Annotated in this window: 19 protein-coding genes and 2 pseudogenes; 12 read left to right on the top strand and 9 right to left on the bottom strand. The window is 73.8% G+C overall.

Annotated elements, in window-relative coordinates; translation table 11 throughout:
- Positions 1-8 precede the first annotated feature (8 nt).
- Genes ABZY31_RS07535 through ABZY31_RS07525 form a run of 3 tightly spaced genes read right to left on the bottom strand, consistent with a single transcriptional unit; the run spans position 9 to position 3,609 of the window.
- Positions 9-656 carry a phosphatase PAP2 family protein gene (locus ABZY31_RS07535; protein ID WP_356405831.1) on the bottom strand — a complete coding sequence of 216 codons (648 nt, stop codon included), beginning with the start codon at positions 654-656 and terminating at the stop codon, positions 9-11.
- Positions 657-695: 39 nt separating this feature from the next.
- A complete protein-coding gene (locus tag ABZY31_RS07530; RefSeq protein WP_356405829.1) occupies positions 696-1,493 on the bottom strand; it encodes an N-formylglutamate amidohydrolase in 798 nt (265 codons plus the stop codon).
- A gap of 49 nt (positions 1,494-1,542) precedes the next feature.
- The gene (locus ABZY31_RS07525) at positions 1,543-3,609 is read right to left on the bottom strand and encodes a SpoIIE family protein phosphatase (RefSeq protein ID WP_356405827.1); all 2,067 of its coding nucleotides are present in this window, start codon (positions 3,607-3,609) and stop codon (positions 1,543-1,545) included.
- Positions 3,610-3,820: 211 nt separating this feature from the next.
- Between ABZY31_RS07525 and ABZY31_RS07520 the strand changes: the two genes are divergently transcribed.
- Complete coding sequence (locus tag ABZY31_RS07520; protein ID WP_356405825.1) at positions 3,821-4,759, top strand: nucleoside hydrolase; 939 nt, start codon at positions 3,821-3,823, stop codon at positions 4,757-4,759.
- A gap of 60 nt (positions 4,760-4,819) precedes the next feature.
- Here ABZY31_RS07520 and recQ read toward each other — a convergent pair whose 3' ends face one another.
- Positions 4,820-6,865 (bottom strand): DNA helicase RecQ, encoded by a 2,046-nt coding sequence (gene recQ / locus ABZY31_RS07515; RefSeq protein WP_356405823.1) that lies wholly within the window; start codon positions 6,863-6,865, stop codon positions 4,820-4,822.
- A 246-nt stretch (positions 6,866-7,111) separates the two neighbouring features.
- On the opposite strand from recQ, the gene ABZY31_RS07510 reads away from it, so the two are divergent.
- Positions 7,112-7,528 (top strand): SAV_915 family protein, encoded by a 417-nt coding sequence (locus ABZY31_RS07510; protein WP_356405821.1) that lies wholly within the window; start codon positions 7,112-7,114, stop codon positions 7,526-7,528.
- A complete protein-coding gene (gene lysA / locus ABZY31_RS07505; RefSeq protein ID WP_356405819.1) occupies positions 7,525-8,877 on the top strand; it encodes a diaminopimelate decarboxylase in 1,353 nt (450 codons plus the stop codon). The genes ABZY31_RS07510 and lysA overlap by 4 nt, the downstream gene beginning before the upstream one ends.
- A 21-nt stretch (positions 8,878-8,898) precedes the next feature.
- Here lysA and ABZY31_RS07500 read toward each other — a convergent pair whose 3' ends face one another.
- From ABZY31_RS07500 to ABZY31_RS07490, 3 genes are all read right to left on the bottom strand, one after another.
- Positions 8,899-9,504: a 4'-phosphopantetheinyl transferase superfamily protein gene (locus tag ABZY31_RS07500; protein WP_356405990.1), complete on the bottom strand. Its 606-nt coding sequence runs from the start codon at positions 9,502-9,504 to the stop codon at positions 8,899-8,901.
- A gap of 121 nt (positions 9,505-9,625) precedes the next feature.
- Positions 9,626-9,883: an acyl carrier protein gene (locus tag ABZY31_RS07495; RefSeq protein WP_356405817.1), complete on the bottom strand. Its 258-nt coding sequence runs from the start codon at positions 9,881-9,883 to the stop codon at positions 9,626-9,628.
- A 68-nt stretch (positions 9,884-9,951) separates the two neighbouring features.
- Positions 9,952-10,809: an aminoacyl--tRNA ligase-related protein gene (locus ABZY31_RS07490; protein WP_356405815.1), complete on the bottom strand. Its 858-nt coding sequence runs from the start codon at positions 10,807-10,809 to the stop codon at positions 9,952-9,954.
- Positions 10,810-11,142: 333 nt separating this feature from the next.
- On the opposite strand from ABZY31_RS07490, the pseudogene ABZY31_RS07485 reads away from it, so the two are divergent.
- The 4 genes and pseudogenes from ABZY31_RS07485 to ABZY31_RS07470 form a co-directional block, all read left to right on the top strand.
- A pseudogene (locus ABZY31_RS07485) lies at positions 11,143-12,177 on the top strand (phytanoyl-CoA dioxygenase family protein); the annotation flags it as partial.
- Between the two features lie 173 nt (positions 12,178-12,350).
- A pseudogene (locus tag ABZY31_RS07480) lies at positions 12,351-13,643 on the top strand (DUF6271 family protein); the annotation flags it as partial.
- A complete protein-coding gene (locus tag ABZY31_RS07475; protein WP_356405988.1) occupies positions 13,644-15,449 on the top strand; it encodes a condensation domain-containing protein in 1,806 nt (601 codons plus the stop codon).
- Entirely contained in the window at positions 15,436-16,710 is a 1,275-nt protein-coding gene (locus tag ABZY31_RS07470; protein WP_356405813.1) for an MFS transporter, read from the top strand. The genes ABZY31_RS07475 and ABZY31_RS07470 overlap by 14 nt, the downstream gene beginning before the upstream one ends.
- Positions 16,711-16,769: 59 nt before the next feature.
- Here the strand turns inward: ABZY31_RS07470 and ABZY31_RS07465 are convergent, their stop codons facing one another.
- Complete coding sequence (locus tag ABZY31_RS07465; RefSeq protein WP_356405811.1) at positions 16,770-18,338, bottom strand: CBS domain-containing protein; 1,569 nt, start codon at positions 18,336-18,338, stop codon at positions 16,770-16,772.
- A 212-nt stretch (positions 18,339-18,550) separates the two neighbouring features.
- On the opposite strand from ABZY31_RS07465, the gene ABZY31_RS07460 reads away from it, so the two are divergent.
- The 3 genes from ABZY31_RS07460 (at position 18,551) to ABZY31_RS07450 (ending at position 22,501) form a co-directional block, all read left to right on the top strand.
- Positions 18,551-19,480 (top strand): DUF5829 family protein, encoded by a 930-nt coding sequence (locus ABZY31_RS07460; RefSeq protein WP_356405986.1) that lies wholly within the window; start codon positions 18,551-18,553, stop codon positions 19,478-19,480.
- A 283-nt stretch (positions 19,481-19,763) separates the two neighbouring features.
- Complete coding sequence (dacB, locus tag ABZY31_RS07455; RefSeq protein ID WP_356405809.1) at positions 19,764-21,350, top strand: D-alanyl-D-alanine carboxypeptidase/D-alanyl-D-alanine-endopeptidase; 1,587 nt, start codon at positions 19,764-19,766, stop codon at positions 21,348-21,350.
- 98 nt (positions 21,351-21,448) lie between these two features.
- Positions 21,449-22,501, top strand: a complete 1,053-nt coding sequence (locus ABZY31_RS07450) for a polyprenyl synthetase family protein (protein ID WP_356405807.1) — start codon at positions 21,449-21,451, stop codon at positions 22,499-22,501.
- A gap of 53 nt (positions 22,502-22,554) precedes the next feature.
- On the opposite strand, the gene ABZY31_RS07445 is transcribed toward ABZY31_RS07450, so the two are convergent.
- Positions 22,555-23,682: a mechanosensitive ion channel family protein gene (locus ABZY31_RS07445; protein ID WP_356405805.1), complete on the bottom strand. Its 1,128-nt coding sequence runs from the start codon at positions 23,680-23,682 to the stop codon at positions 22,555-22,557.
- A 400-nt stretch (positions 23,683-24,082) separates the two neighbouring features.
- On the opposite strand from ABZY31_RS07445, the gene ABZY31_RS07440 reads away from it, so the two are divergent.
- Both ABZY31_RS07440 and ABZY31_RS07435 read left to right on the top strand, forming a co-directional pair.
- On the top strand, positions 24,083-26,146 hold the full coding sequence (locus ABZY31_RS07440; RefSeq protein ID WP_356405803.1) for a discoidin domain-containing protein: 2,064 nt from the start codon (positions 24,083-24,085) through the stop codon (positions 26,144-26,146).
- Positions 26,147-26,226: 80 nt separating this feature from the next.
- Complete coding sequence (locus ABZY31_RS07435; RefSeq protein WP_356405801.1) at positions 26,227-26,823, top strand: TetR family transcriptional regulator; 597 nt, start codon at positions 26,227-26,229, stop codon at positions 26,821-26,823.
- Positions 26,824-26,825 lie beyond the last annotated feature (2 nt).

Below are 26,825 nucleotides of genomic sequence, written 5' to 3'. Positions count from 1 at the left end.
ACGGCAGGTCAGATGTGCTTGCTGGTGGGAGCGTTGGTCCATCGGTCGAGCGCCCACGCGGTCGCCGGGACCAGCGCCAGGGCCGTGCACCAGCCGCCGAGGGCGTCGGTCGGGTAGTGCGCGCCCAGGGCGACCTGGGCCCAGCCCATGGCGGCGCCCGCGGCCAGGGCCGCGGCGAGCACGAGGAGGGTGGCGGCCGTCCTGCCCGGTGCGGCCCGCCGGGTCGCCGCCAGCGCCGCCACGAGGGCGAGCGCGGTGAGGAAGGCGGTGTGCCCGCTCGGGTAGCTCAGGTACCCGCCGTGGATGGTGCGGCCCACCAGGTGCTTGAGCAGCGTCGCCGCCCCCACGGCCGCGCCGGGTCCGGCGACGGCGAGCAGCGCCGTGCGCGGACGCCGCAGCAGCAGGCAGGCCGCGACGGCGGCCGCGACCAGCAGCGCCGCCCCCACGGGCTCCCCCAGGAAGTCCAGGAAGAGCGCGACGCGCCGCCAGGGCGGCCGCAGGTCGTCCACCGGCCGGAGCCACCCGTCGACCGTCCCCGGCCGGCCGTGCCCGGCGTACCGGACCCCGAGGACGACCACCACCAGCGCGGCGAGGACCGCGACCGGCCCGAGCCCCGCGCCCCGCGCCGTCGGCGATCCCCATTCGGTTCCCACCACTGCCCCGCCCCTCCTCGTACCCCGGCCGATGACGCGTTGTTACGCGGTCTGGCTGTCCACCAGTTCCGCCAGGGCCGCCGCCAGCGGTTCGAGGCCCGGCCCGGCGGGGCCGCCCGGCTCGGTCATGTACCCGTCCCGGCGGACCTCGATCATCAGCGCGCCGACCCGGGCGTCCTCGCCGTAGTGGGCGAGCGGCACGTACGTACCGGCGAAGGGGCTGTCGAGCCCCGTGCCGCCGAAGCCCGCGAACGCCTTCTGCGCCGCGGCGAGGAGCGGAGCCGGGGTGTGGAAGGGGTCGGTGCCGAGGCAGACCGGCGGGCGGGGGCCCGCGCCGTGCAGTTCGTACGGGAGGGGCCGGGTCGGGTAGGAGTGCACGTCGATGATCACGGCCCGCCCGACGGCCGCCAGCCGGTCCCCCACGGCCCGGGTCATCGCTTCGGCGTACGGGCGGAAGTAGCGGTCGAGCAGCGGCCCGGCGTCGAAGCCGGCCGGACGCAGCGGCTCCCGGTGGGTGGTGCGCGTGTACACCGCCCCCATGCCCGCGGCCAGCATCTCCTCGCGCTCGTCGGGGAACCGCTCGGGGTCGACGACCAGCCGGGACAGCCCGTTGACGAACCGCCACGGCGTGACGGCGCACATCGCGGCGGCCGCCGCCGCGATGTCGGCGGTGTGGGCATCGGTGATGTGGTCCAACTCCCGGGCCAGCGCGGGATCGTCCAGCACGATGTCCGCGCGGACGGCCGGGGGCACGACGCGCGAGGAGTGCGGGACGTGCAGGATCACCGGCGAGGCGGCGGATCCGGGCAACAGCGAGAAGGGCGCGGTCACTTGGGTCATGCCGGGAGCCTAGACGGCCGGGAGGGCCCGCACCGCACGGAACCCGCCCCTAGAAGCCGATGCGGGCGACCAGGAGGGCGACGTCGTCGTCGGCCGCCGCCGGGACGAGGTGGGTGATCAGTGAGTCGCAGACGTGGTCCAGCTGGCGCTGCGGGTCCGCGAGCAGCCGGGTGAGTTCGGCCAGGCGGTCGTCGAGGTCGCAGCCGCGGGCCTCGATCAGGCCGTCCGTGTAGAGCACGAGGAGGCTGCCGGGGGGCACGGTGACCTCGGTGGGCGTGAAGTCGATGCCGCCCACCCCCAGGGGCACCCCGGGCGGCGTGTCCAGGAGCCGGACCGTGCCGTCGGGCAGGGCCAGCGCGGGCGGCGGGTGCCCGGCGCGGGTGACGGTGCAGTGCCCGGTGGCCGGGTCGCAGACGACGTACAGGAAGGTGGCCAGCATCGGTTCGGCGAGGTCGTCGAGGGTCGCCTCCAGCTGGCGCAGCAGCCGGACCGGGGACAGGTCGAGGCGCGCGAGGGCCCGTACGGAGGCGGCCAGGCGGCCCATGACCGCGGCCGCGGCGATGCCGTGCCCCATCACGTCGCCGATGAGCAGGCCCGCCTTGCCGTCGGGCAGGGTCAGGACGTCGTACCAGTCCCCGCCGACCTCGTTGACGTCGCTGGCGGGGAGGTAGCGGTGGCTGACCTCGATGCCGCGCGGCGGGGTGATGTGCTGCGGGAGCATGCTGCGCTGGAGGATGACCGCGGTCTCGTGCTCACGGTGGTAGAGCCGCGCGTTGTCGATGCTGAGCGCGGCGCGGGCGGTCAGTTCGCCCGCGAGGGTCACGTCCTCCGCGCCGAAGGGTCCGACCGGGCGGGTGCGGTAGAAGGTGGCCACGCCGAGCACGGTCTCCCGGGCCACCAGGGGCGCCATGACGAAGGAGTGCACGCCCACCTCGACCAGCTGCCCGGGCTTGGCCGAGTACCGGGCGGCGGGAGCGGCCGCCTCCTGGTCGAGCCGGGCGATCAGGAAGGGCTGCCGGGCCGCGAGGGCCTGGGTGTAGGGGGCGTTCGCGGGAAAGACGAGCGTCCTGCCGAGGGGGGCCAGCAGGTCGGTCACCGGGGATCCGGACAGCGGGGCCTTGCCCAGGCGCCGCAGGGCGGCCCCGCCCGTCAGCCCCCTGCCGGGTTCGTCGCCCTGGGCCAGCGCCTCCAGGACGTCGACCGTGACCGCGTCGGCGAGGCGCGGCACGGCGAGTTCGGCGAGTTCCTGCGCGGTGCGCTCCAGGTCCAGGCTGGAGCCGACGCGGATGCTGGCCTCGCTGAGCAGCGCGAGCCTGCGCCGTCCCGCTTCGGCCTCCAGGTGGTCGCGCTGCTGGGCGGTGATGTCGACGAGCGAGGCGATCACCCCGATCGGCATCCGTGCGGGGTCCTCCACGCGGACGTACGAGCAGGACCACACCCGGTCCTGGTCCGGTTCGGCGGGGGTACGGCCGACCCGGCGGCGGTCCAGGACGGGCTCCCCCGTTTCCAGGACCTGCCGCATGGCGTCCTCCATCTCGCGGGCGTTCACCTCCGGGAGGATCTGGGCCAGGCCGCGGCCCACGTGCGCCGACTCGGGCAGGCCGTTCATCTCTTCGAGCGCGGCGTTGACCTGGAGGAACCGCAGCTGCGTGTCGAGGATCGCGATCCCGACGGGAGAGCGGGAGAAGAGGCCGTCCCAGACGGCCGACGCCCCCCGGATCCGGCGCGCCGCGTGGGCGTCGGCGGCGAAGACCAGCACGGTGGCGGAGCTGTTCTGGCGGTCCGAGACCGGCGAGGCCCAGATCTCCACCTCCAGCGGGTGCCCGTCCCGGTGCCAGGCGGTCACCGTGCCCATCACCCCCCGCCCGCTGGCCGCGGCTTCCCAGAGGGAGCGGCCCAGGCTCCGGTCGGCGCCCGGGTGCAGCAGGTCGGCGATGTGCCGCCCCACCATCTGCGGCGGGCTGTAGCCCAGCAGTCCTTGCGCGGCCTGGTTCCAGCGCACGATCGTCCCGTCGGCGCCGATGGCGACCAGCGCGACGGGGAGCGCGCCCAGCCAGCCCCCCGCGGCCTGCGCGGCACTGTTGAGCAGCTCGTCGACCGGGATGTGCTCGTTCATCTGGCACCTGCACCCACGCCGCGGTGTCCTCGTAGCGCCGTCCGCAGTCGCAGTCGGCTCCGGGACGCCCGGGCGGGCGGCCCGGGAACCACGTCCGCACGGATCCATCGTCTGCCCGTCGGCGCGACCCCGCCTCCCGGGCGCCCCCTGGCCGGCTGCCCGCCGCGGCGGCACACTGGCGGGGACCACGGTCCCCGTCGGCAGGAGTGACGTGCCCGTACCGATCATCATCGACTGCGACCCCGGCCACGACGACGCCCTCGCGATCATGCTGGCGGCGGGCGACCCGGCGGTCGACCTGCTGGCCGTCACCACGGTCGCGGGCAACCAGACGCTGGAGAAGACCACCCTGAACGCGCGGCGCGTCTGCACGGTCGCGGGCATCACGGGCGTACCCGTCGCAGCGGGCTGCGACCGGCCGCTGGTCCAGGCGCTCGGCGTCGCGGACGACGTGCACGGCGCGTCCGGCCTCGACGGGCCGATGTTCCCCGAGCCGACGGTGGACGTCGTGCCGGAGCACGCGGTGGACCTGATCCACCGGCTGCTGTGGGAGCATCCCGAGCCGGTCACCCTCGTGCCCACCGCGCCGCTGACCAACATCGCCCTGCTGCTGACCCGCCATCCCGAGGACGTCTCCCGGATCCGCGAGATCGTGCTGATGGGCGGCTCGACGGAACGGGGCAACCGGACCCCGGCGGCCGAGTTCAACGTCTTCACGGATCCGGAGGCCGCCGACATCGTCTTCCGCAGCGGTGTGCCCGTCACGATGTGCGGGCTCAACGTGACCCACCAGGCGCTGGCCACGCCCGAGGTGGTGGCCCGCTTCGAGGGGCTCGGTACGCCCCTGGGCCGCACCTGCGCCGAGCTGCTGACCTTCTTCGGGTCGACGTACCGCACCCTGTGGGGCTTCCCGCACCCGCCGCTGCACGACCCGGTCGCGGTGGCCCGCGTCATCGACCCCGGGATCGTGCACTGCATCGACGCGAACGTCGTCGTGGAGCTGCACGGGCGGTACACCCGCGGCGCCACCGTGGTGGATCCGCACCGCTACGTGGACCGCCCGGTCAACGCCCGGGTCGCGGTGCGCCTGGAGACGGACCTGTTCTGGGACCGCCTGGTCGCGGCCGTCGCTGCCCTCGGGAGCGGATGAGGGGCCCCGGCGCGGCCGCCGGCTCGTGAGTCCGTCCCTGCTCCTACTCCCCGGTGCCGGTCACTCCCAGTCGTCCCACGGCGGGTCCATCTCCTCCAGGTCGAAGGGCGGCTCGTCGGCGTCGGACGCCGCGGGGCGGCGCGGGGCCGCCGCGCGGGCGGCGGGGGCCGGGCGCGCGGGGGCCGGGCGCGCGGGGGCGGCGGCGGGCGGCTCGGGGTCGGGTCCGCCCGCGGGGGCGGCCGTCGGCGCGCCGGCGCGGCACTCCGCCACGGTGTCCAGGACACCCTCCGCGTACTTGGTGAGCTTGGCCTCGCCGATGCCGCCGATGGTGCCCAGTTCCTCCGCCGTGGTGGGCAGCCGGGTCGCGATCTCCCGCAGCGTCGCGTCGTGGAAAACGACGTACGCCGGTACGCCCTGCTCGCGGGCGGTCGCGGCCCGCCAGGTGCGCAGGGCGAGGAAGACCGGCTCGGCCGCGGCCGGCAGGTCGACCGGGACGCGCGCGCCCTTGCCGGAGCGCGGTCCGGAATCCTTGCGAGCCGCGGCGGCGACCGCCTTCTCCTTGCGCAGCGGGACGGTGCGGCGCCCGCCCAGCACCTCGCCGCTGTCCCCCGACAGGACGAGCGTGCCGTACTCGCCCTCCACCGACAGCATCCGCTGCGCCAGCAGTTGGCGCACGACGCTGCGCCACTCCGCGGTGCTCAGATCCGCCCCGACGCCGAAGACCGACAGGGCGTCGTGGTCGAACTGGATGACCTTGGCCGTCTTCTTGCCCTGCAGGATGTCGATGATCTGCCCGGCGCCGAACTTCTGGCGCCGCTCCTTGGCGAGGCGCCACACCGTGGAGAGCAGTTTCTGCGCCGCGACCGTCCCGTCCCAGGACTCCGCGGGCGTCAGGCAGGTGTCGCAGTTGCCGCACGGCTCGCCCGACTGCCCGAAGTACTCCAGCAGCCGTACCCGGCGGCAGTCGACCGTCTCGCACAGCGCGAGCATCGCGTCGAGGTGCATGCCCAGGGAGCGGCGGCGCGCCTCGTCCCCCTCGGAGCCCTCGATGAGCTTGCGCTGCTGGACCACGTCCTGGAGGCCGTACGCCAGCCACGCCGTGGCGGGCTCGCCGTCGCGGCCGGCGCGGCCGGTCTCCTGGTAGTAGCCCTCGACGGACTTCGGGAGGTCGAGGTGGGCCACGAAGCGCACGTCCGGCTTGTCGATGCCCATGCCGAAGGCGATCGTGGCGACCACCACGATGCCGTCCTCCCGCAGGAAGCGCGCCTGGTTCGCCGCCCGCGTCCGGGCGTCCATCCCCGCGTGGTAGGCCACGGCCTCGATGCCCTGCTCCACGAGGAAGGCCGCCGTCTTCTCCACCGAGGCCCGCGAGAGGCAGTAGACGACTCCGGCGTCCCCGTCGTGCTCCGCCCGGATCAGCTCCAGCAGCTGCTTGAGCGGGTTGTTCTTGGGGGCGATCCGGTACTGGATGTTCGGCCGGTCGAAGCTGGCGACGAAGTGCCGGGCGTCCTCCAGGCCGAGGCGTGCCACGATCTCGGCGTGGGTCGCCTCGGTGGCCGTCGCGGTCAGGGCGATCCGCGGCACCTTCGGCCAGCGCTCGTGGAGCATGGAGAGCGCGAGGTAGTCGGGCCGGAAGTCGTGACCCCACTGGGCGACGCAGTGGGCCTCGTCAATGGCGAAGAGCGACACCTTGCCGCGGTCGAGCAGCCGCTGCGCGCTCTCGGTGCGCAGCCGCTCGGGGGCCAGGTAGAGCAGGTCCAGCTCGTCGTCCAGGAAGGCCCGCTCGACGGCCTGACGCTCCTCGAAGTCCTGCGTGGAGTTGAGGAATCCGGCCCGCACCCCGAGCGCGGTGAGCGCGTTCACCTGGTCCTGCATCAGGGCGATGAGCGGCGAGATCACGATGCCCGTGCCCTCTCTGACCAGCGCCGGGATCTGGTAGCAGAGCGACTTGCCGCCACCGGTCGGCATCAGGACGAGGGCGTCGCCGCCGCCGACGACCTGCTCGATGATCTCCTGCTGCTCACCGCGGAAAGAGCTGTAGCCGAAGACGCGGTGCAGTACCTGCAGCGCGTCGGAGATCTCGGGGGATGCGTCCGGAAGGGCCATCCTCGAAGCCTAACGGCACGCGCGGACACCCGGCTCCGCCCGCCGGAACCTGTGGATAACCTCCCGGGTCGGCCGTGGCCGTCAGTGACGCGTCAGGACTCGGGCGGGCCCCGTATGGGACGCGTTACGGGGCGGTCCGGGGCGCCCCGCCCCGGGGATAGCTTCGCCGTCGGAGCCCCGGCCACCTCCCCGCGGCCGGGGCCCCCACCACCCCTCGCGTCACGCGTGGTTCCCCTGGGAGGCCCCATGTGTCTGATCCGGTACGCCGACGAGCCCGATCCCGAACCCGAGGATCCGGCCCCGGCCCGGCCCCTGTGCGTACCCGCCCGGCCGGGCGGGGCCCACCGGGTGCTGCGGCTGTTCCGCACCCCGCTGGGGGCGCGCACCGCCGTCGGTTTCACCGGCCCGGACCGGCTGGCCGCCACGCTCGGCGCGGCCCAGCCCTGGATCCGGCTCTCGGAAGCAGCGCTGCGGTCGATGACCGCACCGCTCGGCGCCTCCCTGATCACGGTCGACCCCACGCTGACCGCTCCCCCGGCCGCACCGGCACCGGACGCCCGACCACCGGCGCCGGCGCCGGCACCACGGCCACCGGTCCGGCAGGCCGCCGGGGCCACCGCCCGGTCCGCCTCCGAGGGATCACAGACGAGGGATCGCACATGACCGTCACCGGCCTCCCCGAACCACCGGCCCTTGCCCCCGGCCCCGCCGCGGCCGACGAGCCGTCCGTGTGGCCCGCGTCCGCGGCCCCGCTCCCGCACGGCGGCCTCGGCGTCGCCGGGGTGCCGCTCGGCGAGATCGCCGAGCGCTTCGGCACACCGGTGTACGTGCTCGACGAGGGCGAGGTGCGCGGGCGCTGCCGGAGCTACCGGGAGGCGTTCCCGGACGCGGACGTGCTGTATGCCGCCAAAGCCTTCCTGTCCCGCGCCGTGGTCCGCTGGGTGCGCGAGGAGGGGCTCGGCCTGGACGTCTGCTCGGCCGGGGAGCTGGAGCTCGCGGTCACCGCCGGGTTCCCGCCCGAGCGGATCGTGCTGCACGGCAACGCGAAGTCGCCCCGCGACCTGGAGACGGCGCTGCGGCTCGGCGTGGGGCGGATCGTCATCGACGGTCCCTCCGAGATCGCCAGGATCGCCGCCGCCGTCGGTCCCGGCGGCCACCAGAAGGTCATGGTGCGGGTGGTGCCCGGCGTCTCGGCGGGCGGCCACGGCAAGATCCGTACCGGTACGGACGACCAGAAGTTCGGCCTGTCCCTCACCGACGGGGGCGCGCAGCACGCGATCAGCCGGGTCCTCGGCCAGCCGCAGCTCGAACTCACCGGGCTGCACTGCCACATCGGCTCGCAGATCGCCTCCGTGAAGCCCTACCTCGTGGCCCTGCGCAGGATGGTGGGACTGATGGCCCGGGTCCGGGACGCGCACGGGGTCGCCCTGCCCGAGCTGGACATGGGCGGCGGCCACGCGGTCGCCTACCGGCCGGGCGAGGCGGCCCTCGACCTCGCCGCCCTGGCCCGCGGGTTGCGCGCCGAGCTGGCCGCGGGTTGCGCGGCCGCCGGGCTGCCCGTGCCGCGCCTGGCCGTCGAGCCGGGGCGGGCCGTCGTCGGACCGGCCGGGGTCGCCCTCTACCGGGTGCTCGCCGTCAAGCGCACGGCCGGGACGGTCTTCGTCGCGGTCGACGGCGGCATGAGCGACAACCCGCGGCCCGCCCTGTACGGGGTGCGCTACGCGCCGCGACTGGTCGGCCGGCACTCGACGGCCCCGCCGGGCCCGGCGACCGTCGTCGGCCGCCACTGCGAGGCGGGCGACGTGCTCGCGGCCGGCGTGCCCCTGCCGGGGGACGTGCGTCCCGGCGACCTGCTCGCGGTGCCGGTGGCCGGCGCGTACCAGCTGTCGATGGCGTCCGGGTACGACCTCGTCGGCCGTCCCGCGGTCGTCGCCGTCCACGGGGGCGCGGCACGGCTGCTCGTGCGGCGCGAGACGCTGGAGGATTTCCGCGCCCGGGACGTCGGAGCCTGAACGGCCGGCGCCCCGCCGGGGTCAGTCGGCGGAGAAGACCGTGACCGGGGCGGCACCGGCCACCGCCACCACGGCCCCGCGCCGGTGGTCCGTCCACTCCAGCAGCCGTACCTCCTCCCCGCCGGCCTTGAACAGCGCCTCGCGGCGCACCCACAGCCGCAGCAGCGCAGCACCGGGGTCCGGCTGCGCGGTGGCCTCGCGCAGGGCGGCGTCGGGGACCATCCGCCGCAGCACTCCCAGGGAGCCGGGGCGGCGCGCCGACGGTTCCACGTCGACGCCGACCGCGCCGGGCCCCACGGCGGCCGCGGCCAGCCCGTCGGCATGGCTCAGGCTGACGCCCACCCCGGGGTGGCCGGGCAGGTACGGGCGCCCGTGCCCGGAGCGTCCGCACCCGGCGCAGTACTGGGCCGGGGCCGACGCGCCCGGCGCGAGACCGGTGAACCGGGCGGCGCACAGCCGTACCAGCAGCCGGGCCGCCAGCACGTCGTCGCGGCGGCCCGGCACCCGGATCCGGGCGAGGCGCCGCCGTTCCCACGGCGCGAGCAGCCCCTCGTGCAGCTCCGGGTGGGCCAGCACCTCCCCGGTGGTCGCCACCACCGCCACCACCGCCACCTCCGCGGCTCCCACCTCCGCGCCCGTGCGGCCGGTGAGGGCCTCCCCGCCGTGCAGGCCCTCACCGGCGTACGGGCGCTCCCCCCGGTACGGGTCCGCGCGGCCCGGCACCGGGGGGCCGGTCACGGGCGGGCGGTCACCCGGCCGACGCGGAGGCGTCGGCCAGTGCGGAGGTGGGGAAGAAGCGCTCCCGGACGCGGGCGAGCGTGCGGAAGTCGTCGATGGTGACGTCCTGGAGGTCGATGGTGGAGCCGGAGATCTCCTCCAGGAGGTCGATGAACTCGAGGAAGTCCATCGAGTCGATCAGGCGGGCCTCGATGAGGTCCTCGTCGGCCCCGATCGCGCCCTCCAGCCCGGGGTTCTTCTCGTGGAGCCACGCGGCGATGCGTTCCATGGGGCGGGTGCCCTCCTTGCTCGTGATCGTGCTGGTGCTGGTGCTGGTGCGGTGGTGTCGGGCAGGGCTCAGGCCGCGGCGTCGCGCAGGCGCTCCAGCGCCCGCTCCGGGGTGCCGTGGGCGAGGATCATCGCGTGGACCCAGCGCTCGACGCCGAAGGCGACGCAGGCGCTGTAGACCGGTCCGTGCGAACCCGCGCGGATGCCGAGGCGCTCGCCGAAGAAGTTGCGGTGCCGGTTCACGGAGGCGATCGCGGTGCCGTCGGGGGCGTTGAACTCGTGCTTGACCGGATCCAGGGCCATCAGCCGGGCCCGGGATCCGCCCTTGTCGTAGAAGGGGTCGTCGGCCACGGCGCGGGTCAGGTCCAGCCCGAGGCGCCCGGCCAGCTCCTGGACGAACTCGGCGCCCTGCGCCAGGTGTTCCACCGCGCCCTGCTGCGTGCCGAGGTACAGCACTTCGCGCATGTGGAAGCCCCACAGGCGGCGCAGCCCGTCGTAGTGGGTCTCGTTTCGGAAGCAGCGGCCGGTGGCGGAGAGCCGCAGGCCGTCCTCGCCGACGTCCCGGCCCTCCAGGGAGAGCAGCAGTCCGTAGCAGGTGGCGGACGGCAGCAGGTGGCCGGTCGGCCGCAGGGAGAGCTCGCCGGGCGCGTCACCGGCCGCCAGCGCGTCGAACGCCTCCGGTGCGAACCGCCCGGCGGAGACTCCCAGATGGGGGAAGTTGCGGAAGTAGTCCAGTCGCGCGAGCCCTTCGGCGGCGAGCAGCGGCGGCCCCATCACCTCGGGGGCGGCGAGCCGCGCGGCGAGCCCGGTGAGCAGGTCGTCGAGACCGCGTAGCAGGGCGGTGTGGACCGGGTCCAGCGTGATCAGGCCCGGACCGGGGTTCTTCAGACCGCCGTCCGGCAAGGCGGTGATGCTGGGTGTGCTCATGGAGATCCGCTCCCTGTGGGCGTGGATGAACAGTCGTCGAGGGCGTCGGCCGGATGGGCGCAACGTGCGTGCCGCGACCTGGGCGCGACGGTGCGAACGGCCGTGGACGGGGCCGCCGTTGACCTCGGCACAGCGAGGAAGGCGGCTGACGCTCCGCCGGGGACAGGAGCTGCGTCACCAGGACACTAAGCCAGCATCTCGGGGATTGTCTAGACCAAAGTTGTCATACCGGCGATCATCGGCGCGAGGGGTGTTTCGGGATCGAATGCAACCCAATCAGCATATTGAGACGGCACTTGACAGCAGCTATGGTCTAAACCAATCCTGCTGAACATGACGACTTCCGCTCCAGACGGTCGCCCCCGCCGTCCCCGCCCCAGGCTGCACCGGGCGCCGTCCGACCGTCCCTACTTCAGCGCCGACGGCGAGTCCTACCTGGCCCAGACGACCTTGCGGGAACTGAAGAAGTCACGGCCGCTGCGGGTGCTCTCCGAAGCGGACTTCGCCCACTGGCAGACCTACGGATACGTCATCGTGCGGGAGGCGATACCGGCCCACGAGGCGCGCCGCCTGCTGGACTTCACGTGGGACTTCCAGGGCCTGGACCCGGACCGGCCCGACACCTGGCACGAGGACCGGCCGTTCCGCTCGGAGCTGGACCAGCAGCTGCACGTCTACGGCTTCGTCGAGGCCTACCACCACCAACTGCTCTGGGACAGCCGCCAGTCGCAGCGGGTGTACGACTCCTTCGTGGACGTCTGGGACTGCGAGGAGCTGTGGGTGACGCTGGACCGGCTGAACCTCAACCCGCCCAACGTCAAGAACCGCGACCGCGCCCTGATCGACCCCACGGACCGGGGTTTCGACATCGAGCTGCACTGGGACATCGACACCACCCTCGGCGTCCCCCCGCAGCGCGTGCAGGGCATCATCGCGCTCAACGACACCAGCCCCGAACTGGGCGGATTCCAGTGCAACCCGGAGCTGTTCCGGCGGTTCGAGGAGTGGAAGACCGCCCAGCCGGCCGACCGGGACCCGCTGCGGCCCGATGTGGACCGTACCGAATTCCCCGTCGTGCGGCCCGAGCTGCGCCCCGGCGACCTGCTGATCTGGAACGGCCTCCTCGCCCACGGCGTCGCGCGCAACACCTCGACGGACGGGGCGCGCGCGGTCCAGTACCTCTCGATGATGCCGGCGCTGGAGGAGCACGAGCGGCTGCGGCGCTCCCGCGTCGAGTCCTGGCGGCACCTGCGCACCCCCCGCTGGAACCGCACCCTGGTCGGCGATCCGGTGCGTCCCGAAGCCGAGCGCTACCCCACGGCCACCCTCAATCCCCTCGGGCGCCGCCTCCTCGGGCTCACCTCCTGGACGGAGACGGAGACGGAGACGGAGACGGACGCGGACGCGGTCGCGGACGCGGTCGCGGACGCGGTCGCGGACGCGGACACGGACGCGGTCGCGGACGCGGACACGGGCATGGCCGCGGCTGCCCCGGGGGACGCGGACATGGACACGGCTCCCGGTCAGAGCGGGGAGACCTCGTGCGCCGTGTCTGCCTGACCCTCCCCACCAACCGCGCCTGCACCGATACGATCGCCGCCATCGGAGCGGAAGCCGCCTACGGCGCACGCCACTTCGGCGTCGAGATGCACCTGCTGATCCTGGACTCCGCCGCGGCCCCGGTGCTCGCCGAGCACCGGGAGGCGGTGCGCGCGCTGCCTCCGGCGCCCGGCGTGATCGTCCACCACCTCGACGAGGACGAGCAGCGTTCCTTCCTGCGCCGGGTGATCGCCCGCTCCGGCGTCGCCGGGCCGGACCGGCTGCTCGACCTGATGCTGCCGTCCGGAGTGTCCTACGGCGCCTGCACCAACCGCGCCTTCCTCATCGCGGAGGCACTGGGCTGCGCCTCGGTGCACCGCCGCGACTCCGACAGCCGCTACCAACTGCTGGACGGCGAGCCGGTCTTCCCCCTGCACCACGAACTGGCCGCGCTGGGCCGCCCCGCCGCCGAGGTGGCCGGGCTGGTGTCCCGCAGCAGGCTGGCCCCCGCCTCCGCCCATCGGCCGGTGGCCCTGGTCGGCGCCTCCTTCGTCGGCGCGATGTCCGTGGACGTGGAGGAGATCCACCGGCTCGACCCCGGCGTCTACGACGAGGTCATCGGCCTGTCGGTGCCCGCCGGTCTCGCGGAGATCTGGCGGCGGAACCTGATCGACCAGGCCTTCCGCGGCGCCGGGACCACCCCGTACACCGCCGACCACACCACGCTCACCCGGGTCGGCCCGACGCGGGTGGACATGTGCAACATCGGCCTGGACCGCGCGGTCTACGGCCGCGTGCCCCTGCCGCCCGCCACCGACACCATCGGCAGCGACTACTTCCTGATCCACCTGGTGGACGACGCCCGTCTCCCCGGCGTCCTGCACAACCGCCACATCGTCAACTACCACACCGCCGAACGACGTTCGGACAGCGGTTTCCTGGCCTACCAGGAGCGGTTCGCGAAGTACCTGCTGTCGAGCGGTTACTTCAACGCCGCCCACGCCCGGATGGCGGCCGCGGGCGAGGAACTGCTGGACGCCGGGGGCCGGGTACGCGCCGAAGCCGTCGCCGGGTTCGTCCGGGAGACCACGCCGACGGGCCGCGAGGAGAACGCCGATCGGCTCGACGTCCTGGACCGCTGCTACCGCAAGCTCGGCGGGCGCTACGAGACGGCCGCGGACGCACTCGCCGCCCGGCGCGGGGAACTCCTGGACGAGGCCCGCGCGGACATGGCCGCCTTCGCCCTGCTGATCGACGCCTGGGAACCGCTGGTCCGCGCGAGCGCGGCCGAAGGAATCACGACTGAACGGACCGCTTTCGGGCGGTCGGCGAGGATCCACACCCGAACCGTCACCGTCCGCTACGCGGGCGGCGCCGAACGCCGGGGCCCCGTCACCATGGGGCAGGCCAACATGATCCGGTGCATCCTGCGCGACGATCCCGCGCACATCAACATCCACGACGTGTGGCCGGTACCCGCGGGCACGGAACTCACCGCGGCGATCGACGCGCTGCGCACCCTCGTGGTGCGGCACGAAGCGCTGCGCACCACCTTCCCCGGCGCCACCGGCTCCCCGCCGGCCCCGGGCGACGCGCCTGCCGAGCAGCTGGTCGCGCCGGAGGGGCAGTTCGAGGTCACCGTCCTCGACCACGAGGAACTGCCGTCGGAACCGGCGCGGTACGCCGAGGCGCTGGCCCGCCAGGCCCGCGCCGAACGCTACGCCCTCGACCGGGACTTCCCCCTGCGGATCTCCGTCGTCGCCGAGCGGGGCGCTCCCGGCTCCGTCGCCCTCGTGTCCAGCCACGCCGTGGCGGACGGCAGCGCCCTCGCCGTCCTGCGGGAGGAGTGGCTCGCCCTGCTGGCCGGTGAACCGCTGCCGCCGGTGACGGCCTTCACCCCGCTCGACCTCGCCGCCGAGGAGGCGGCTCCGGCCGGGCTGCGGAAGTCCGCGGCGTCCCTGCGGTACTGGGAGCAGATCCTGCGCACCGGTCCCCAGGCGATGTTCGCGGAGCCGGGGGCCACGGGTACCGAGGTACGCATACCCCAGCTCACCCTCCGCTCGGAGCGCGGCGCCCGGGCCCTGGCCCGCGTCGTGGAGCGGACCGGCAGCCTTCCCTCGACCGTGCTGCTGACGGCGTGGTGCACCCTCGTCGCGCACCGCGCGGGCCAGCGCACCTGCGTCGCGGCGGTGCCGACGTCCAACCGGTTCCTGCCCCGGCTGGCCCGTTCGGTGAACACCGTGTCCCAGGACGCGCTGCTCGCCCTCGACGTCGGCGTCCCGTCCTTCGACGCGCTGCTGCGCACGGCCTGGGGGGCGGCGCTCAACGCCTACCGGCACAGCCGCTTCGACTCCGTCCGCCTGTGGGAGATGATCGGGCGGGTCACCTTCGAGCGCGGCAGCCACTTCGCGCGCGACGTCGTGTTCAACGACGTGAGCACGCTGCTCTCCACCGCCAACGTCCCTGCTGACGAGAACGGCTCCGATCCCGGACCGGAGCTGAGCTGGGGCCCGGTCCAGGTGCTGCCGACCCGCGTCCTGGCCTTCGCCTACCGCACGGACCCCGTGCTCCACATCGGGATGTGGGCCGACCCCGCGCTGTTCCCCCGGGCCGAGGCCGAGGGCTTCCTCACCGGTCTCGTCCGGCTGCTGGAGGCGGCCGCGGCCGGGGACGTACCGCTCGCCTCGCTCACCGCGGTGACCGGCGTGCGTACGGTCGAACGCGACGCGCGCTGGCTGCGGGTGGACGGCTGCTGGGTCTCGCCGCCCGACGTGGCGGACGCCCTGAGCAGGGCGCTCGGGGGCCTGCCCGTGCACGTCACGGCCGAGGCGGACGCTCCGGGCGCTCCGGCCGGCAGCAGCGGGTCGCCCGGCGGCCTCACCGCGTTCATCGCCTCCGGCGGATCCCCGCTGACGCCGGCGCGGGCGCACGCAGCGCTGATGGACGCCCTCCCGGGCCGTCCCGGCGTGCTGGCCCCCCGCCGGTACGTGATCGTGCAGGACCCCCCGGCACAGACCGACCGGAGCGACGCGTGGCTCCGGCAGCAGATCCTCGCGGAAGGGAACGGCCGGGAACGGCGGATGTCACATGACGATGGATGAGGTAACCGTACGGCCGGAGCGGGTCCCGCTCCCCAGCCCGTGGCGCTCCAGCCGCTTCCGCCTGTTCTTCACCGCCCGCAGCACCTCGCTGCTCGCCGACGGCATGCTGATGGTCTCGCTGACCACCGCCGTGCTCGGCGCGGGCTACGGGGCGAGCGGGGTCGGGTACGCGCTGGCCGCGTGGATGGCTCCGATCGTGCTCCTGGTGCTCTTCGGCGGCGTGCTGGCCGACCGCTTCACCCCGCAGGTGATGATGGTCGGCGCGGACGCGGTGCGGATGGTGGCCATGCTCGCCCTCGCGGCGCTGCTCGCCACCGACCACGTACGGCTGTGGCAGATCATGGCCCTGCTGGCGCTCAGCGGCGCCGCGACCGCCATGTTCCAGCCGGGTCTGGCGAGCATGGTCCCCCGGGTTGCGCAGGACATCCAGCGGGCGAACGCGCTGCTGCGGATCTCCGAGGCGATCTGCACGCTGCTCGGTCCGGGCGTGGCCGGTCTGCTCGTGGCCTACTGGGACGTGGCGGGCTCGTTCGTGGTCATCGCGGCGTTCTACGCACTGAGCGCGCTGGGCCTCACCCCGCTGCGCGCGCTCGGCACCACCCGGGACGAGAGCGACGAGCCGATGTCGCGCAGGCTCGTCACCGGCTGGCACGAGTTCCGGTCCCGGTCCTGGCTGTGGGGCGTCATCGCGGTCTGGTCCGTCTACGGCCTCTTCGTCTTCGGGCCGGCGCTGCCGCTCGGCGCGGCGCTGCTCACCGAACAACACGGGGCCAGCGGCTACGGCTGGATCGCCTCCGCCGACGGCGCGGGGACGATCGTCGGCGGCCTGCTCGGCATGCGGGTGCGGCCCGCCCGGCCGCTCGTCGCGGGGGCCTTTGCCATGTTCTTCTTCTCCCTCAACCCGCTGGCGCCCGCGCTCGGCTGGTCCTTCACCCTGACGGCGCTCACCGGAGTGCTGGCGGGCTGCGGGTTCGCCTTCTGGGGCGTCATGTGGGCGACGAGCGTGCAGTCGCACATCCCCCTGGCCGTCCTCAGCCGGGTCTCCGCCTACGACGTGGCCGGCTCCATCATGGTCATCCCGCTGGGCCGGGCCCTGGCCGGCCCGGCGGCCGAATCCTTCGGCGCCGACCGCGTCCTGCTCTTCTCCTCGGCCGTGGGCGTCCTGCTCCTCGCGCTCATGCTCGCCATCCCCGCGATCCGCGCCCTCACCCGCACACCGGAGGGCGCGGTGGAGGCGGCCGCGAAGGATGTTGCTCGGTGAGCGGACTCGGCGCCGGTCACTGACGGTGTCAGCGGTCGGCGCCCAGCGTGCCCCCGTGGTCAGGCGCCCCCGGGGACGGGGTCACGGTCGATCACCTGCAGGAGCTTGAGCAACTGCCTGGTCGCGTCCAGAGCCGGAGCGTCCTGTTCGGGGGCGTCGACGTCCCAGTGCGCCAAGGCGTTCCGGTAGGCGCTGACCGTCTTGAGCCGGTCGACGATGTCCTCGCGCTCATACGGCCAGGCGAGTTTCGCCCACCGGGCGTCGTCGTCGATCAGGAAGCGGTAGGCGCCGAGAGTCAGGTCGGCAGCCGAGTGGATCTTCGCTGCCATGTGGGGCTTGTGCGACGCGCGCAGTTCCTCGACGGTGAAGCAGCCGACCGCTCGGCGCAGCCTGCGCTCCACCTCTTCGAGCAGGGTGAAGGGTTCGACGCGCAGCTTCAACTGGGCAGCCAGGTCGGAAGCGGTGAGGATGCCGACCACGACGCCTTCCGCATCCACGATGATCAGGAAGCCGCGGTGCTGTACGTCCCCGATGCGCCCGAAGAGTTCCTCGGATTCCCGTGCCGTCCGCGGATGGCGGTGCATCGCCTCGGCGATGGTGGCCTCGCGCCGCCCGAGCTGGGCGCGGGCAATGCCTTCCCACGTCACCACGCCGATGAGCCGGTCGTGCGGTCCGACGACCGGCAGTTGCGAGAAGTCTCCCTGGATCATGCGGGTGACGGCCCGGCTCAAGGGTGCCTGTTCCTCGATGGAAACGACATCGCGTACGAACGGCAGACTGCCGATGCGCCAGGCCAGGTCCGCCTGGTCCGATCCGTCGTCCACGCCCGCGGCGGTGTCCTGGTAGGCGTCCTGATAGGCGCGCCCGCTGTCCGGTCCGGTCACGTCGGCCTCGGCCGTCGCCGCAGCGACGGCCGACACGGTGACGATGCCGTCCATGCGCACGTCGGTGAAGTGCGGATCCGCCCGCAGTCCCCGCGCGACCAGTTCCCGGTCCACGAGGTCGATGACGTCGGCGGTCCGCCGGGACCAGCCCCACAGCCCGATCAGGTCCCGGGCCGTCAGCTGGCGGCTCCCGGCTTCTTCGACGTCGCTCTCCAGCTCGGCGGGCCCGTCCGGCGGTTCGATGTAGCCGCGGTAGCCGGGATCCACGCCACCGGCAGCCAGTGTCGCCACGCGCCGGACCGCGTCGCCACGGCTCAGCTCGCTGATGGTAAGCAAGGACCCCATGCTGTCCCGCAGGTCCCCCTTGACGGCGGCCCGCTCCACGTCGCGGCGTTCCCACGTGACCCTGCGGACGTGACGGAATCCGGGCGGATTCTCGCCTCGGTACTCGTACGGGCCGTTGAGCCGCCCGATCGCGATCACCGACCGGAACTTGCGCGGCATGACGACGAAGTCCCCGGTCTCCATCGTCAGGAACCGGCGCAGCTGGTGCGTCCAGCTCCGAACGGTCCGGGGTGCCTCCTCCGGGTAGGTGCGCCGGAGCAGCTCACCCAGTTCCTCGAGGGCCGAGCAGTCCGAGAGGTCGCCCAGGCTTTCCCAGCCCGCGACGACCAGTCCTTCGTCCAGCGCCGCCTGCTCCCGCTCGCCCTGTTTCCCACCTCTGACCGTCCACGCCCTTGCCACAGCCCCGCCCCACCCCGTGTCCGCATCCTTCGACCGTCCGCCGTTCCGCGGAAGCCGCAAGAGTACTGAGCAGCGACCCGATCCGCTCCTGCGCGACCGTGTGATGGCCGGGAATCGTCATGTCCAGAACCGGTTCGAATCCTTCGAACGGGCCGCGGGCGCGGGGGCCGCGTCCTACGATCGGCGGCATGCCGTTGCGTCGTGTGGTGCACGTGTTCATGGTCCTCGCCGTGGCCCTGGGGCTGGCCGGAGGCGCCTGTGGCGTCGCGGCTGCCGAGGGCGGCGGGGCGGGGGCCGGTCGTCAGCTGCTCTTCTACAACCACGCCTACGGAGTGCTCGACCGGGAGACCGCCGACGCGGTCGAACGCTCCGCCTACTTGCGGGACTTCGCCAACTTCCAGGTCCGCACCACCACCGGCGCGGGCGGGGAGAAGTGGACCGGGCGCTACCTGATGGGGCGCGAGACCTACCTCGAACTGTTCGGCGTCGGCGACGTCCCCGGCCAGGACGGGCTCCTCGGCGCGGGGGGCATGGGCCTCTCGGTCGAACGGGCCGGTGACCTCGCCACGGTGACGGGCCGGCTGCCGGGCCTCGGCGTCCCGCAGCCCATCGCCTTCCGCCAGACCCGCGACTTCGGCGACGGCGTCCCGGTGCCGTGGTTCGACGCCGTCCTCACGTCCGAGCAGTACGACGGCTTCGGCGCCTGGGGCATGGAGTACCGGCCGGAGTACTTCGCCGACCCGCGCAGCGGCACCGAACCGGCGGCGTTCCCCGGTGACGTGGGCCGCGAGCGGTACCTGTCCGACGCCTACCGCGACCACCTCATGCGGGACGTCACCTCGATCCGCCTCGCGGTCACCGCGGGCGACCTCGCCCACACGGTGCCGCTGCTCCGGGCGGCCGGCTTCCACGTGCGGCAGCTCCCGGGCGGCGGTGTCGTCGCCCGCGGCGGCGGCGTCACCATCGCGCTCGACTCCGTCGCCCGCGAGGACGCCGGGCTGCGCCGGGTGGAGCTGTCCCTCAACCACCCGGTGGCGTCCCGGCACGAGGAGCGCCTCGGGCACTCCACGCTCGTGGTCGGCCCGGGCGACCGTGCCGTGTGGACCTTCGACGCCACCGGTCCCGGCGGCGCGTCCCGCTGACTCCCGGCCCGTGGCAGCCCCGGCCGTCGCCGCCGGTCCGCCGGACGCCCCCGTAGCCCGGACGCCCCCGTAGCCCGCACGGCCCCGTACCGCCGACGACGTGCGGGCCCGGGGCCGCCGTGCCAGGCTGGACGGTGCCCCCGGGTCGCCATCGACCGGGCGACGCAGCCGCAGTCCGTCGAGACGAACGGGGCCTGCCGTGGTGCGAAGAGTGAGTGCATCGTGCCCGCGACCGCGATCGCGGCGGCGCCGCGCGGGGGCCGGATGCGCGGCCCTGCTGCTCGTGGCCCTGGCCGCGGTCCCGGCGGCCAGGGCCACGCCGCCGCCCCCGCAGCCGACCCCCACGCCGAGCACCCCGACCGTCCCGGCCACCCCGGCCTCGCCATCCGCCTCGTCCGCCCCGCTGGACCCGCGGATCACGGAGATCATGCGGAAGCCGGAGTACCGCAACGCCCAATGGGGCCTGTTGCAGACCGACCCCGCGACCGGGCGCGTGGTCCGCGGCAGCTTCCCCGGGCAGTTCTTCATCCCCGGCTCCACCGCGAAGCTGTTCAGCGTGTCCGGGCCCTGGAAGACCCTCGGTTCCGACCACCGCTTCGAGACCCCGGTGTACGCGGTCGGCGAGCGGCGCGGCGCCACCCTGGACGGCGACCTCGCACTGGTGGCCCAAGGCGATCTCACCCTCGGCGGCAGGACCGCCCCGGACGGCACGGTCGCCTTCACCTCCCTCGACCACACCTACGCCAACGACGTCCCGGGCGCGACGCTCACCCCGGAGGACCCGCTCGCCGGGATCGACGAGATGGCGCGGCAGGTGCGGCGCGCCGGCATCACCCGCGTCGACGGGAACGTCATCGTCGACCAGCGGCTCTTCGCCGCCGATCCGGTGCTCGTCCCCACCCCGACCCCGCTGATCATCAACGACAACCTGATCGACATCACGGCCACCCCCGGCGACCGCGCCGACGCGCCGGCGCGCCTGGACTGGCGGCCGAAGGTCGCCCCCTACCGGGTCACCTCGAGCGTGAAGACGGTGGCCGCGGGCGAGCAGACGGCCGTCACGGTGACGGCTTCCGACAACGGGACCCGGATCCAGCTGTCCGGCACGGTCGCGCTGGGCTCCGCCCCGGTGGTGCGCGTCTCCCCCGTCGCCGACCCGGCCGCCTTCGGCCGCACGGCGCTGATCGAGGCCCTGGAACGGGCGGGGGTGCACATCAGCGCGACCCCGACGGGCCCCAACCCGGCGGCGGGGCTGCCCGCCGACTACACGGGCCGCGCGCGCGTGGCGCTGTACACCTCACCGCCCTACGCGCAGTACGCCAAGCTCATCCTGAAGGTCAGCCACAACCTGGGCGCCAATCTGGGCATCTGCCTGATGGCGGTCACGACCGGCAGCCACGCCTGCATGGACGGGTTCCCCGTCCTCGCCCGGTTCCTGGACTCGGCGGGCGTCGACCGCCGGCAGGTGCAGCTCCTGGACGGCCGGGGCGGCAACCAGGTCGACCGGTCCACGCCGCAGGCGGAAGTGCAGATGCTGTCGTACTGGATGCGCACGCCCGACGCCCGGCTCTTCCGGGAGTCGCTGCCCGTCCTCGGTGTGGACGGGCTGCTGGCCGACAACTGCCGGGCCTGCCCCGCGCGCGGGAAGGTGTTCGCCAAGACGGGCGCCGCCGTCGGACTGGACGCGCTCAACAACCGCCTGGGCGTGGGCGCGATCACGATCGCGGGCTACCTGGACCGGGGCGGCGGCCGCTACGACGTCTTCTACGCGGGGGTCACCGGCGCCTCGACGCCGACGACCGACCCCACCGGCATCCTGTCCATCGCCAACGACCTCGCCATGATCGCCGCCTACCTCCAGGAGGGCTGAGCGGCGCCGGCGCCCCGACCCCGGCGTGCCATGATCGAGGGGGCGCGTGCCCGCCCGCACGCGCCCCGCTCGCACGCCCCACGTCAGGAGCACCGCCCATGTCCGCGCAGCCCGGTCCGCCCGCCTCCACGCTCGGGGCCACCCTGCTCCGCTCCCGGCGGCTGGTCGAGCCCGCGCTCCGCAAGGCCGTACAGGAGCTGCATCCGGCGCCGGCCCGGGTCGCCTCCCACGCCTTCGGCTGGTGCGACGAGGACGGCACCCCGACCCGGGACCCGGGCGGCAAGGGCATCCGCCAGGCGCTCGCCGTACTGGGGGCGGAGGCGGTGGGCGCGGCCGCGGAGAGCGCCGTGCCGGCCGCCGTGGCGATCGAGCTGGTGCACACCTTCTCGCTGATGCACGACGACATCATGGACGGCGACGAGCGCCGGCGGCACCGCGCCAGCTCCTGGAAGGCCTTCGGCACCGGGCCCGCGGTACTGGCGGGCGACGCGCTGTTCGCCCTGGCCTTCCGCACCCTGGCCGAGGCCCCGGGCGACGGGGGCGGCGCGGCGCTGCGGCAGCTGACCGGGACCCTGGGCGAGCTGGTGCACGGGCAGGCGGACGACCTGGAGTTCGAGTCCCGGCCGTGGACCGGGCCCGCAGCCGTGGACCTCGCCGAGTACCGGGCGATGGCGGAGCGCAAGACGGGGTCCCTGCTCGCCTCCGCCATGAGCCTGGGGGCGGTGCTGGCCGGCGCGCCGCCGGAGCCGGTGGCGGCGCTGTCCCTGGCGGCGCGCCGGTGGGGCGTCGCCTTCCAGGGGATCGACGACCTGCTGGGGATCTGGGGCGACCCCGACTCCACCGGCAAGCCGGTCCACAGCGATCTGCGGCGCCGCAAGAAGACCCTCCCGGTCCTCGGCGCGGTGCACCTGGACCCGGCGGCCGGGCCCGCTCTGGCCCGGCTGCTCGGGACGCGGGGCCCGGCCGGGGAGGACGCGGTGCGCAGCGCGGCGCGCCTGGTGGAGGAGGCGGGCGGGCGCGCGTTCGCCGTCGCGGAGGCGCGCCGCCTGCTGGACGAGGCGCGCGCGGACCTGTGCGCGGCGCCGCTGGCCCCCTCCGCCGTCGACGAACTGGTCGCCCTGTCGGAGGCCCTGCTGCGGCACGCCGTGTAGGGCGGGCCGCGGCAGGGCGCCGGGGTCGGGGCTTCGGGGCCGGGCCTGCGGGCTCAGGGGGCGGAGGTGGTGACCGTCACCGTGCGCGGTGCCTCGCGTTGGTGCGGGACCGGCGCGGGCGCGGTCTGCGGGGCCTCCTCCGGCAGGGACGCGGCGTCCCCCTGGAGGGTGACCGTCCGGGTGGGGGCGGGGATCGAGATGCCCTCCGTGCGGAAGCGGTGGTGCAGGCGCTTGATGAACTCGTGCTTGATCCGGTACTGGTCGCTGAACTCGCCGACGCCGAGGATCACCGTGAAGTTGATCCGGGAGTCCGCGAAGGTGTGGAAGCGGACGGCCGCCTCGTGGTCCAGCACGGCGCCGTCGATGTCGGCCATCACGCTGTCGACCACCTCCAGTGTGACCCGCTCGACGTGCTCCAGGTCGCTCTCGTAGCCGACCCCCACCTGGACCAGGAGGGACAGCTTCTGTTCGGGCTGCGTGTAGTTGGTCATGTTGGTGCGGGCGAGCCGCGCGTTCGGGATGATCACCAGGTTGTTCGACAGGTTGCGCACCACGGTGTTGCGCCAGTTGATGTCGACGACGTACCCCTCCTCGCCCCCGCTGAGCCGGATGTAGTCACCGGGCTGCACCGTCTTGGAGGCGAGGATGTGCACGCCCGCGAAGAGGTTCGCCAGGGTGTCCTGGAGCGCCAGGGCGACGGCCAGACCGCCCACGCCGAGGGCGGTGAGCAGCGGCGCGATGGACACGCCCACGGTTTCCAGGGCGACCAGGGCCCCCATCGCGAGGACCACGATCCGGGTGATGTTGACGAAGATGGTGGCCGACCCGGCGACCCCGGTGCGCGACTGGGCCACTGACCGGACGAGACCGGCGACGACCCGGGCCGCGCCGACCGTGGCCAGCAGGATGAACACCGCGGTCAGCGTGTGGTTCACGAATCCGGAGATCCGCGCGGTCAGCGGCAGCGTGGAGGCGGCGACGGCGGCGCCCGCGACGAGGGCCGCGCCCGGGGCGAGGGTGCGCAGCGCGTCGACGATGAGGTCGTCGCCGCTCCAGCGGGTGCGCTCGGCGTGCTTGCCGAGCCAGCGCAGCAGGGCCCGGACGAGCAGCCCGGCGAGGGCGCCTGCGGCCAGGGCGATCCCGGCGATCAGCCAGTCGTGCACGACGAGGTCCCGGGTCACCGGCGGGCCTCCGCCGCGCGGTGGGCCGGGGCCGGGGTGGCGGCGGGCGCCGCGGGGCGGGGTATGGGGGGTGTCGTCACCTTGTCACCTGTCAGTTCGTCGTGGGACCAGCCGTGTTCGGCGGTGCGCGGGCGGATCCGGATGTACGCATTCCGAACGGGTTGCCATCCTGCCCCATCGCCGGGGCGGCCACCGCGGGCGGGCCGCCGGAGCGCTCCCGCCGGCCGGACACCGGATCCGACGGTCCATCAGGTCAAGCGTCCCGGACTCTTGACTCCGTGTGCGGCAGCCGGGACCCTCATCGCATCGTTTGCTCGGAACATGACAACGCGCACGACCGCTCGCCCCGCTCCTGGGGACCTCTCCCGCCGCCCTGCGAAGCCGACCGAAGACGTGAGTGATGACCTTGACCCGACACCCGTACACCCGGCGCAAACCGGCTCTGGTTCTGTCGTTGCTCCTCGCCCTGCTGGCGATGGCACTCAGCCCGGCGTCCAGCGCCGCCGCCGACCCCGGCTGGTGGAACCCGACCGCGCGGCCCGCCCCGGACTCCGCGATCAACGTCACCGGCGAGCCGTTCAAGGGAACCGACGCCCAGGGCGGCGTCCGCGGCTTCGTCGACGCCCACGACCACATCATGGCCAACGAGGGCTTCGGCGGCCGGCTCATCTGCGGCAAGCCCTTCTCCGACCTGGGCGTGGCCGACGCGCTCAAGGACTGCCCCGAGCACTACCCGGACGGCTCCCTCGCGATCTTCGACTTCGTCACCAAGGGCGGTGACGGCAAGCACGACCCGGTGGGCTGGCCGACCTTCAAGGACTGGCCCGCCCACGACTCGCTCACCCACCAGCAGAACTACTACGCCTGGATCGAGCGGGCCTGGCGCGGCGGACAGCGCGTGCTCGTCAACGACCTGGTCACCAACGGCGTGATCTGCTCGGTCTACTTCTTCAAGGACCGCAGCTGCGACGAGATGACGGCCATCCGCCTGGAGGCGAAGAAGTCGTACGACATGCAGGCGTACATCGACGCGATGTACGGCGGCCCCGGCAAGGGCTGGTTCCGGATCGTCACCGACTCCGCCCAGGCGCGGGACGTCGTCCAGCAGGGCAAGCTCGCGGTGGTTCTGGGCGTCGAGACCTCGGAGCCCTTCGGCTGCAAGCAGGTTCTGGACATCTCGCAGTGCAGCAAGGCGGACATCGACAAGGGCCTGGACGAGCTGCACGCGCTCGGCGTCCGCAGCATGTTCCTGTGCCACAAGTTCGACAACGCCCTGTGCGGGGTGCGGTTCGACGAGGGCGCGCTCGGCACCGCGATCAACGTGGGGCAGTTCCTGTCGACCGGCACCTTCTGGCAGACCGAGAAGTGCACCGGTCCGCAGCACGACAACCCCATCGGCCTGGCGCCGGCCCCCGGCGCGCAGAAGGAGCTGCCGGCGGGCGTGTCCGTCCCGGCGTACGCAGCCGACGCGCAGTGCAACAGCCGCGGACTGACGGACCTCGGCGAATACGCCGTGCGCGGCATGATGAAGCGCAAGATGATGCTCGAAGTCGACCACATGAGCGTCAAGGCCGCGGGCCGCGCCTTCGACATCCTGGAGTCCGCCTCGTACCCGGGGGTCCTCTCCTCCCACAGCTGGATGGACAGCGCCTGGACCGAGCGGCTCTACAAGCTCGGCGGGTTCGCCGCCCAGTACATGAGCGCCTCCGAGGGCTTCAGCGCGGAGGCGAAGAGCAAGGACGCGCTGCGCGACAAGTACCGGGTCGGACTCGGCTACGGCACCGACATGAACGGGGTCGGCGGCTGGCCCGCCCCGCGCGGCGCCGGCGCCCCGAACGCGGTGACGTACCCCTTCCGCAGCACCGACGGCGGCTCGGTCGTCGACAAGCTGACCGCCGGACAGCGCACCTGGGACTTCAACACCGACGGCGGCGCGCACTACGGCATGGTCCCGGACTGGATCGAGGACATCCGCAAGGTCGGCGGCCAGGACGTGGTGGACGACATGTTCCGGGGCGCCGAGTCCTACCTGCGCACCTGGGGCGCTTCGGAGCAGCACCGGGCGGGGGTGAACCTCGCGTCCGCAGCCGCCTCCTCCGCGAGTTCGGCCGAGTGGAACCCCTTCACCAGTTACGCCCCCGGCCAGGCCGTGGACGGCTCCACCGGCACCCGCTGGGCCAGTGACTGGAGCGACGACCAGTGGTTCCAGGCCGACCTGGGCTCCGCGAGCCTGGTCAAGCGCGTCACCCTGGACTGGGAGCGCGCCTACGGGAGGGCCTACCGCATCGAGGTCTCCACCGACGGCTCGGCCTGGCAGACCGTGTGGTCCACGACCACGGGCGACGGCGGCCTGGACACCGCCCAGTTCGGCGGGGTCTCCGCGCGCTACGTCCGCGTCCACGGGGTGGGACGTGGCACGCAATGGGGTTACTCCCTGCGCGAAGTCGGCGTATACAGCAGCTGACGCGATCATGTGGACGCCCGCTCCCGGCGCACCTGCCGGGGGCGGGCGTTCCCGTCGTACCCGAGAGAATGGAGACCGCCATGGCACGGATGCCGCTGGCCGAGCGCCGCGGGCAGCTGACCCGGGCGGCGATCCGCGCGATGACCCGCGACGGCGTCTCCCGGACGACCACCCGGTCCATCGCCGCCGAGGCGGGCGTGTCGCTGAGCGTCTTCCACTACTGCTTCGACTCCAAGCAGGCCCTGCTGGAGTCCGTCCTCACCACGATCACCGACCACTACGTCGCGGTGGTGCAGGAGGCTATCCGGCCGCGGGCCACCCTGCGCGAGACCGTCCGGGCCGGGCTCCAGGCGTACTGGGACCACGTGGCGGCCCGGCCGGGCGAGCACATGCTGACGTACGAACTCACCCAGTACGCGCTGCGCGAGCCGGGGTTCGAGCAGCTGGCCCGGCGGCAGTACGAGCTGTACTGCGACACCTACGCCGAACTCCTCGACCGGCTGGGCCGTCAGATCGAGTTCGAACTCCTCGTCCCCGTCCCGGTGCTCGCCCGCTACCTGGCCGCCATGACGGACGGGCTGACCCTGCACTTCCTGGTCCTGGGCGACGCCGACGCGACGGCCGGCATCCTCGACATGATCGCCGACCACGTCGCGGGGCTGACCAAGGAGCACTGAGC

Source organism: Streptomyces sp. NPDC006529, assembly GCF_040611795.1.
Lineage (GTDB): Bacteria > Actinomycetota > Actinomycetes > Streptomycetales > Streptomycetaceae > Streptomyces.
This window is presented reverse-complemented; position numbering and strand designations above follow the sequence as displayed.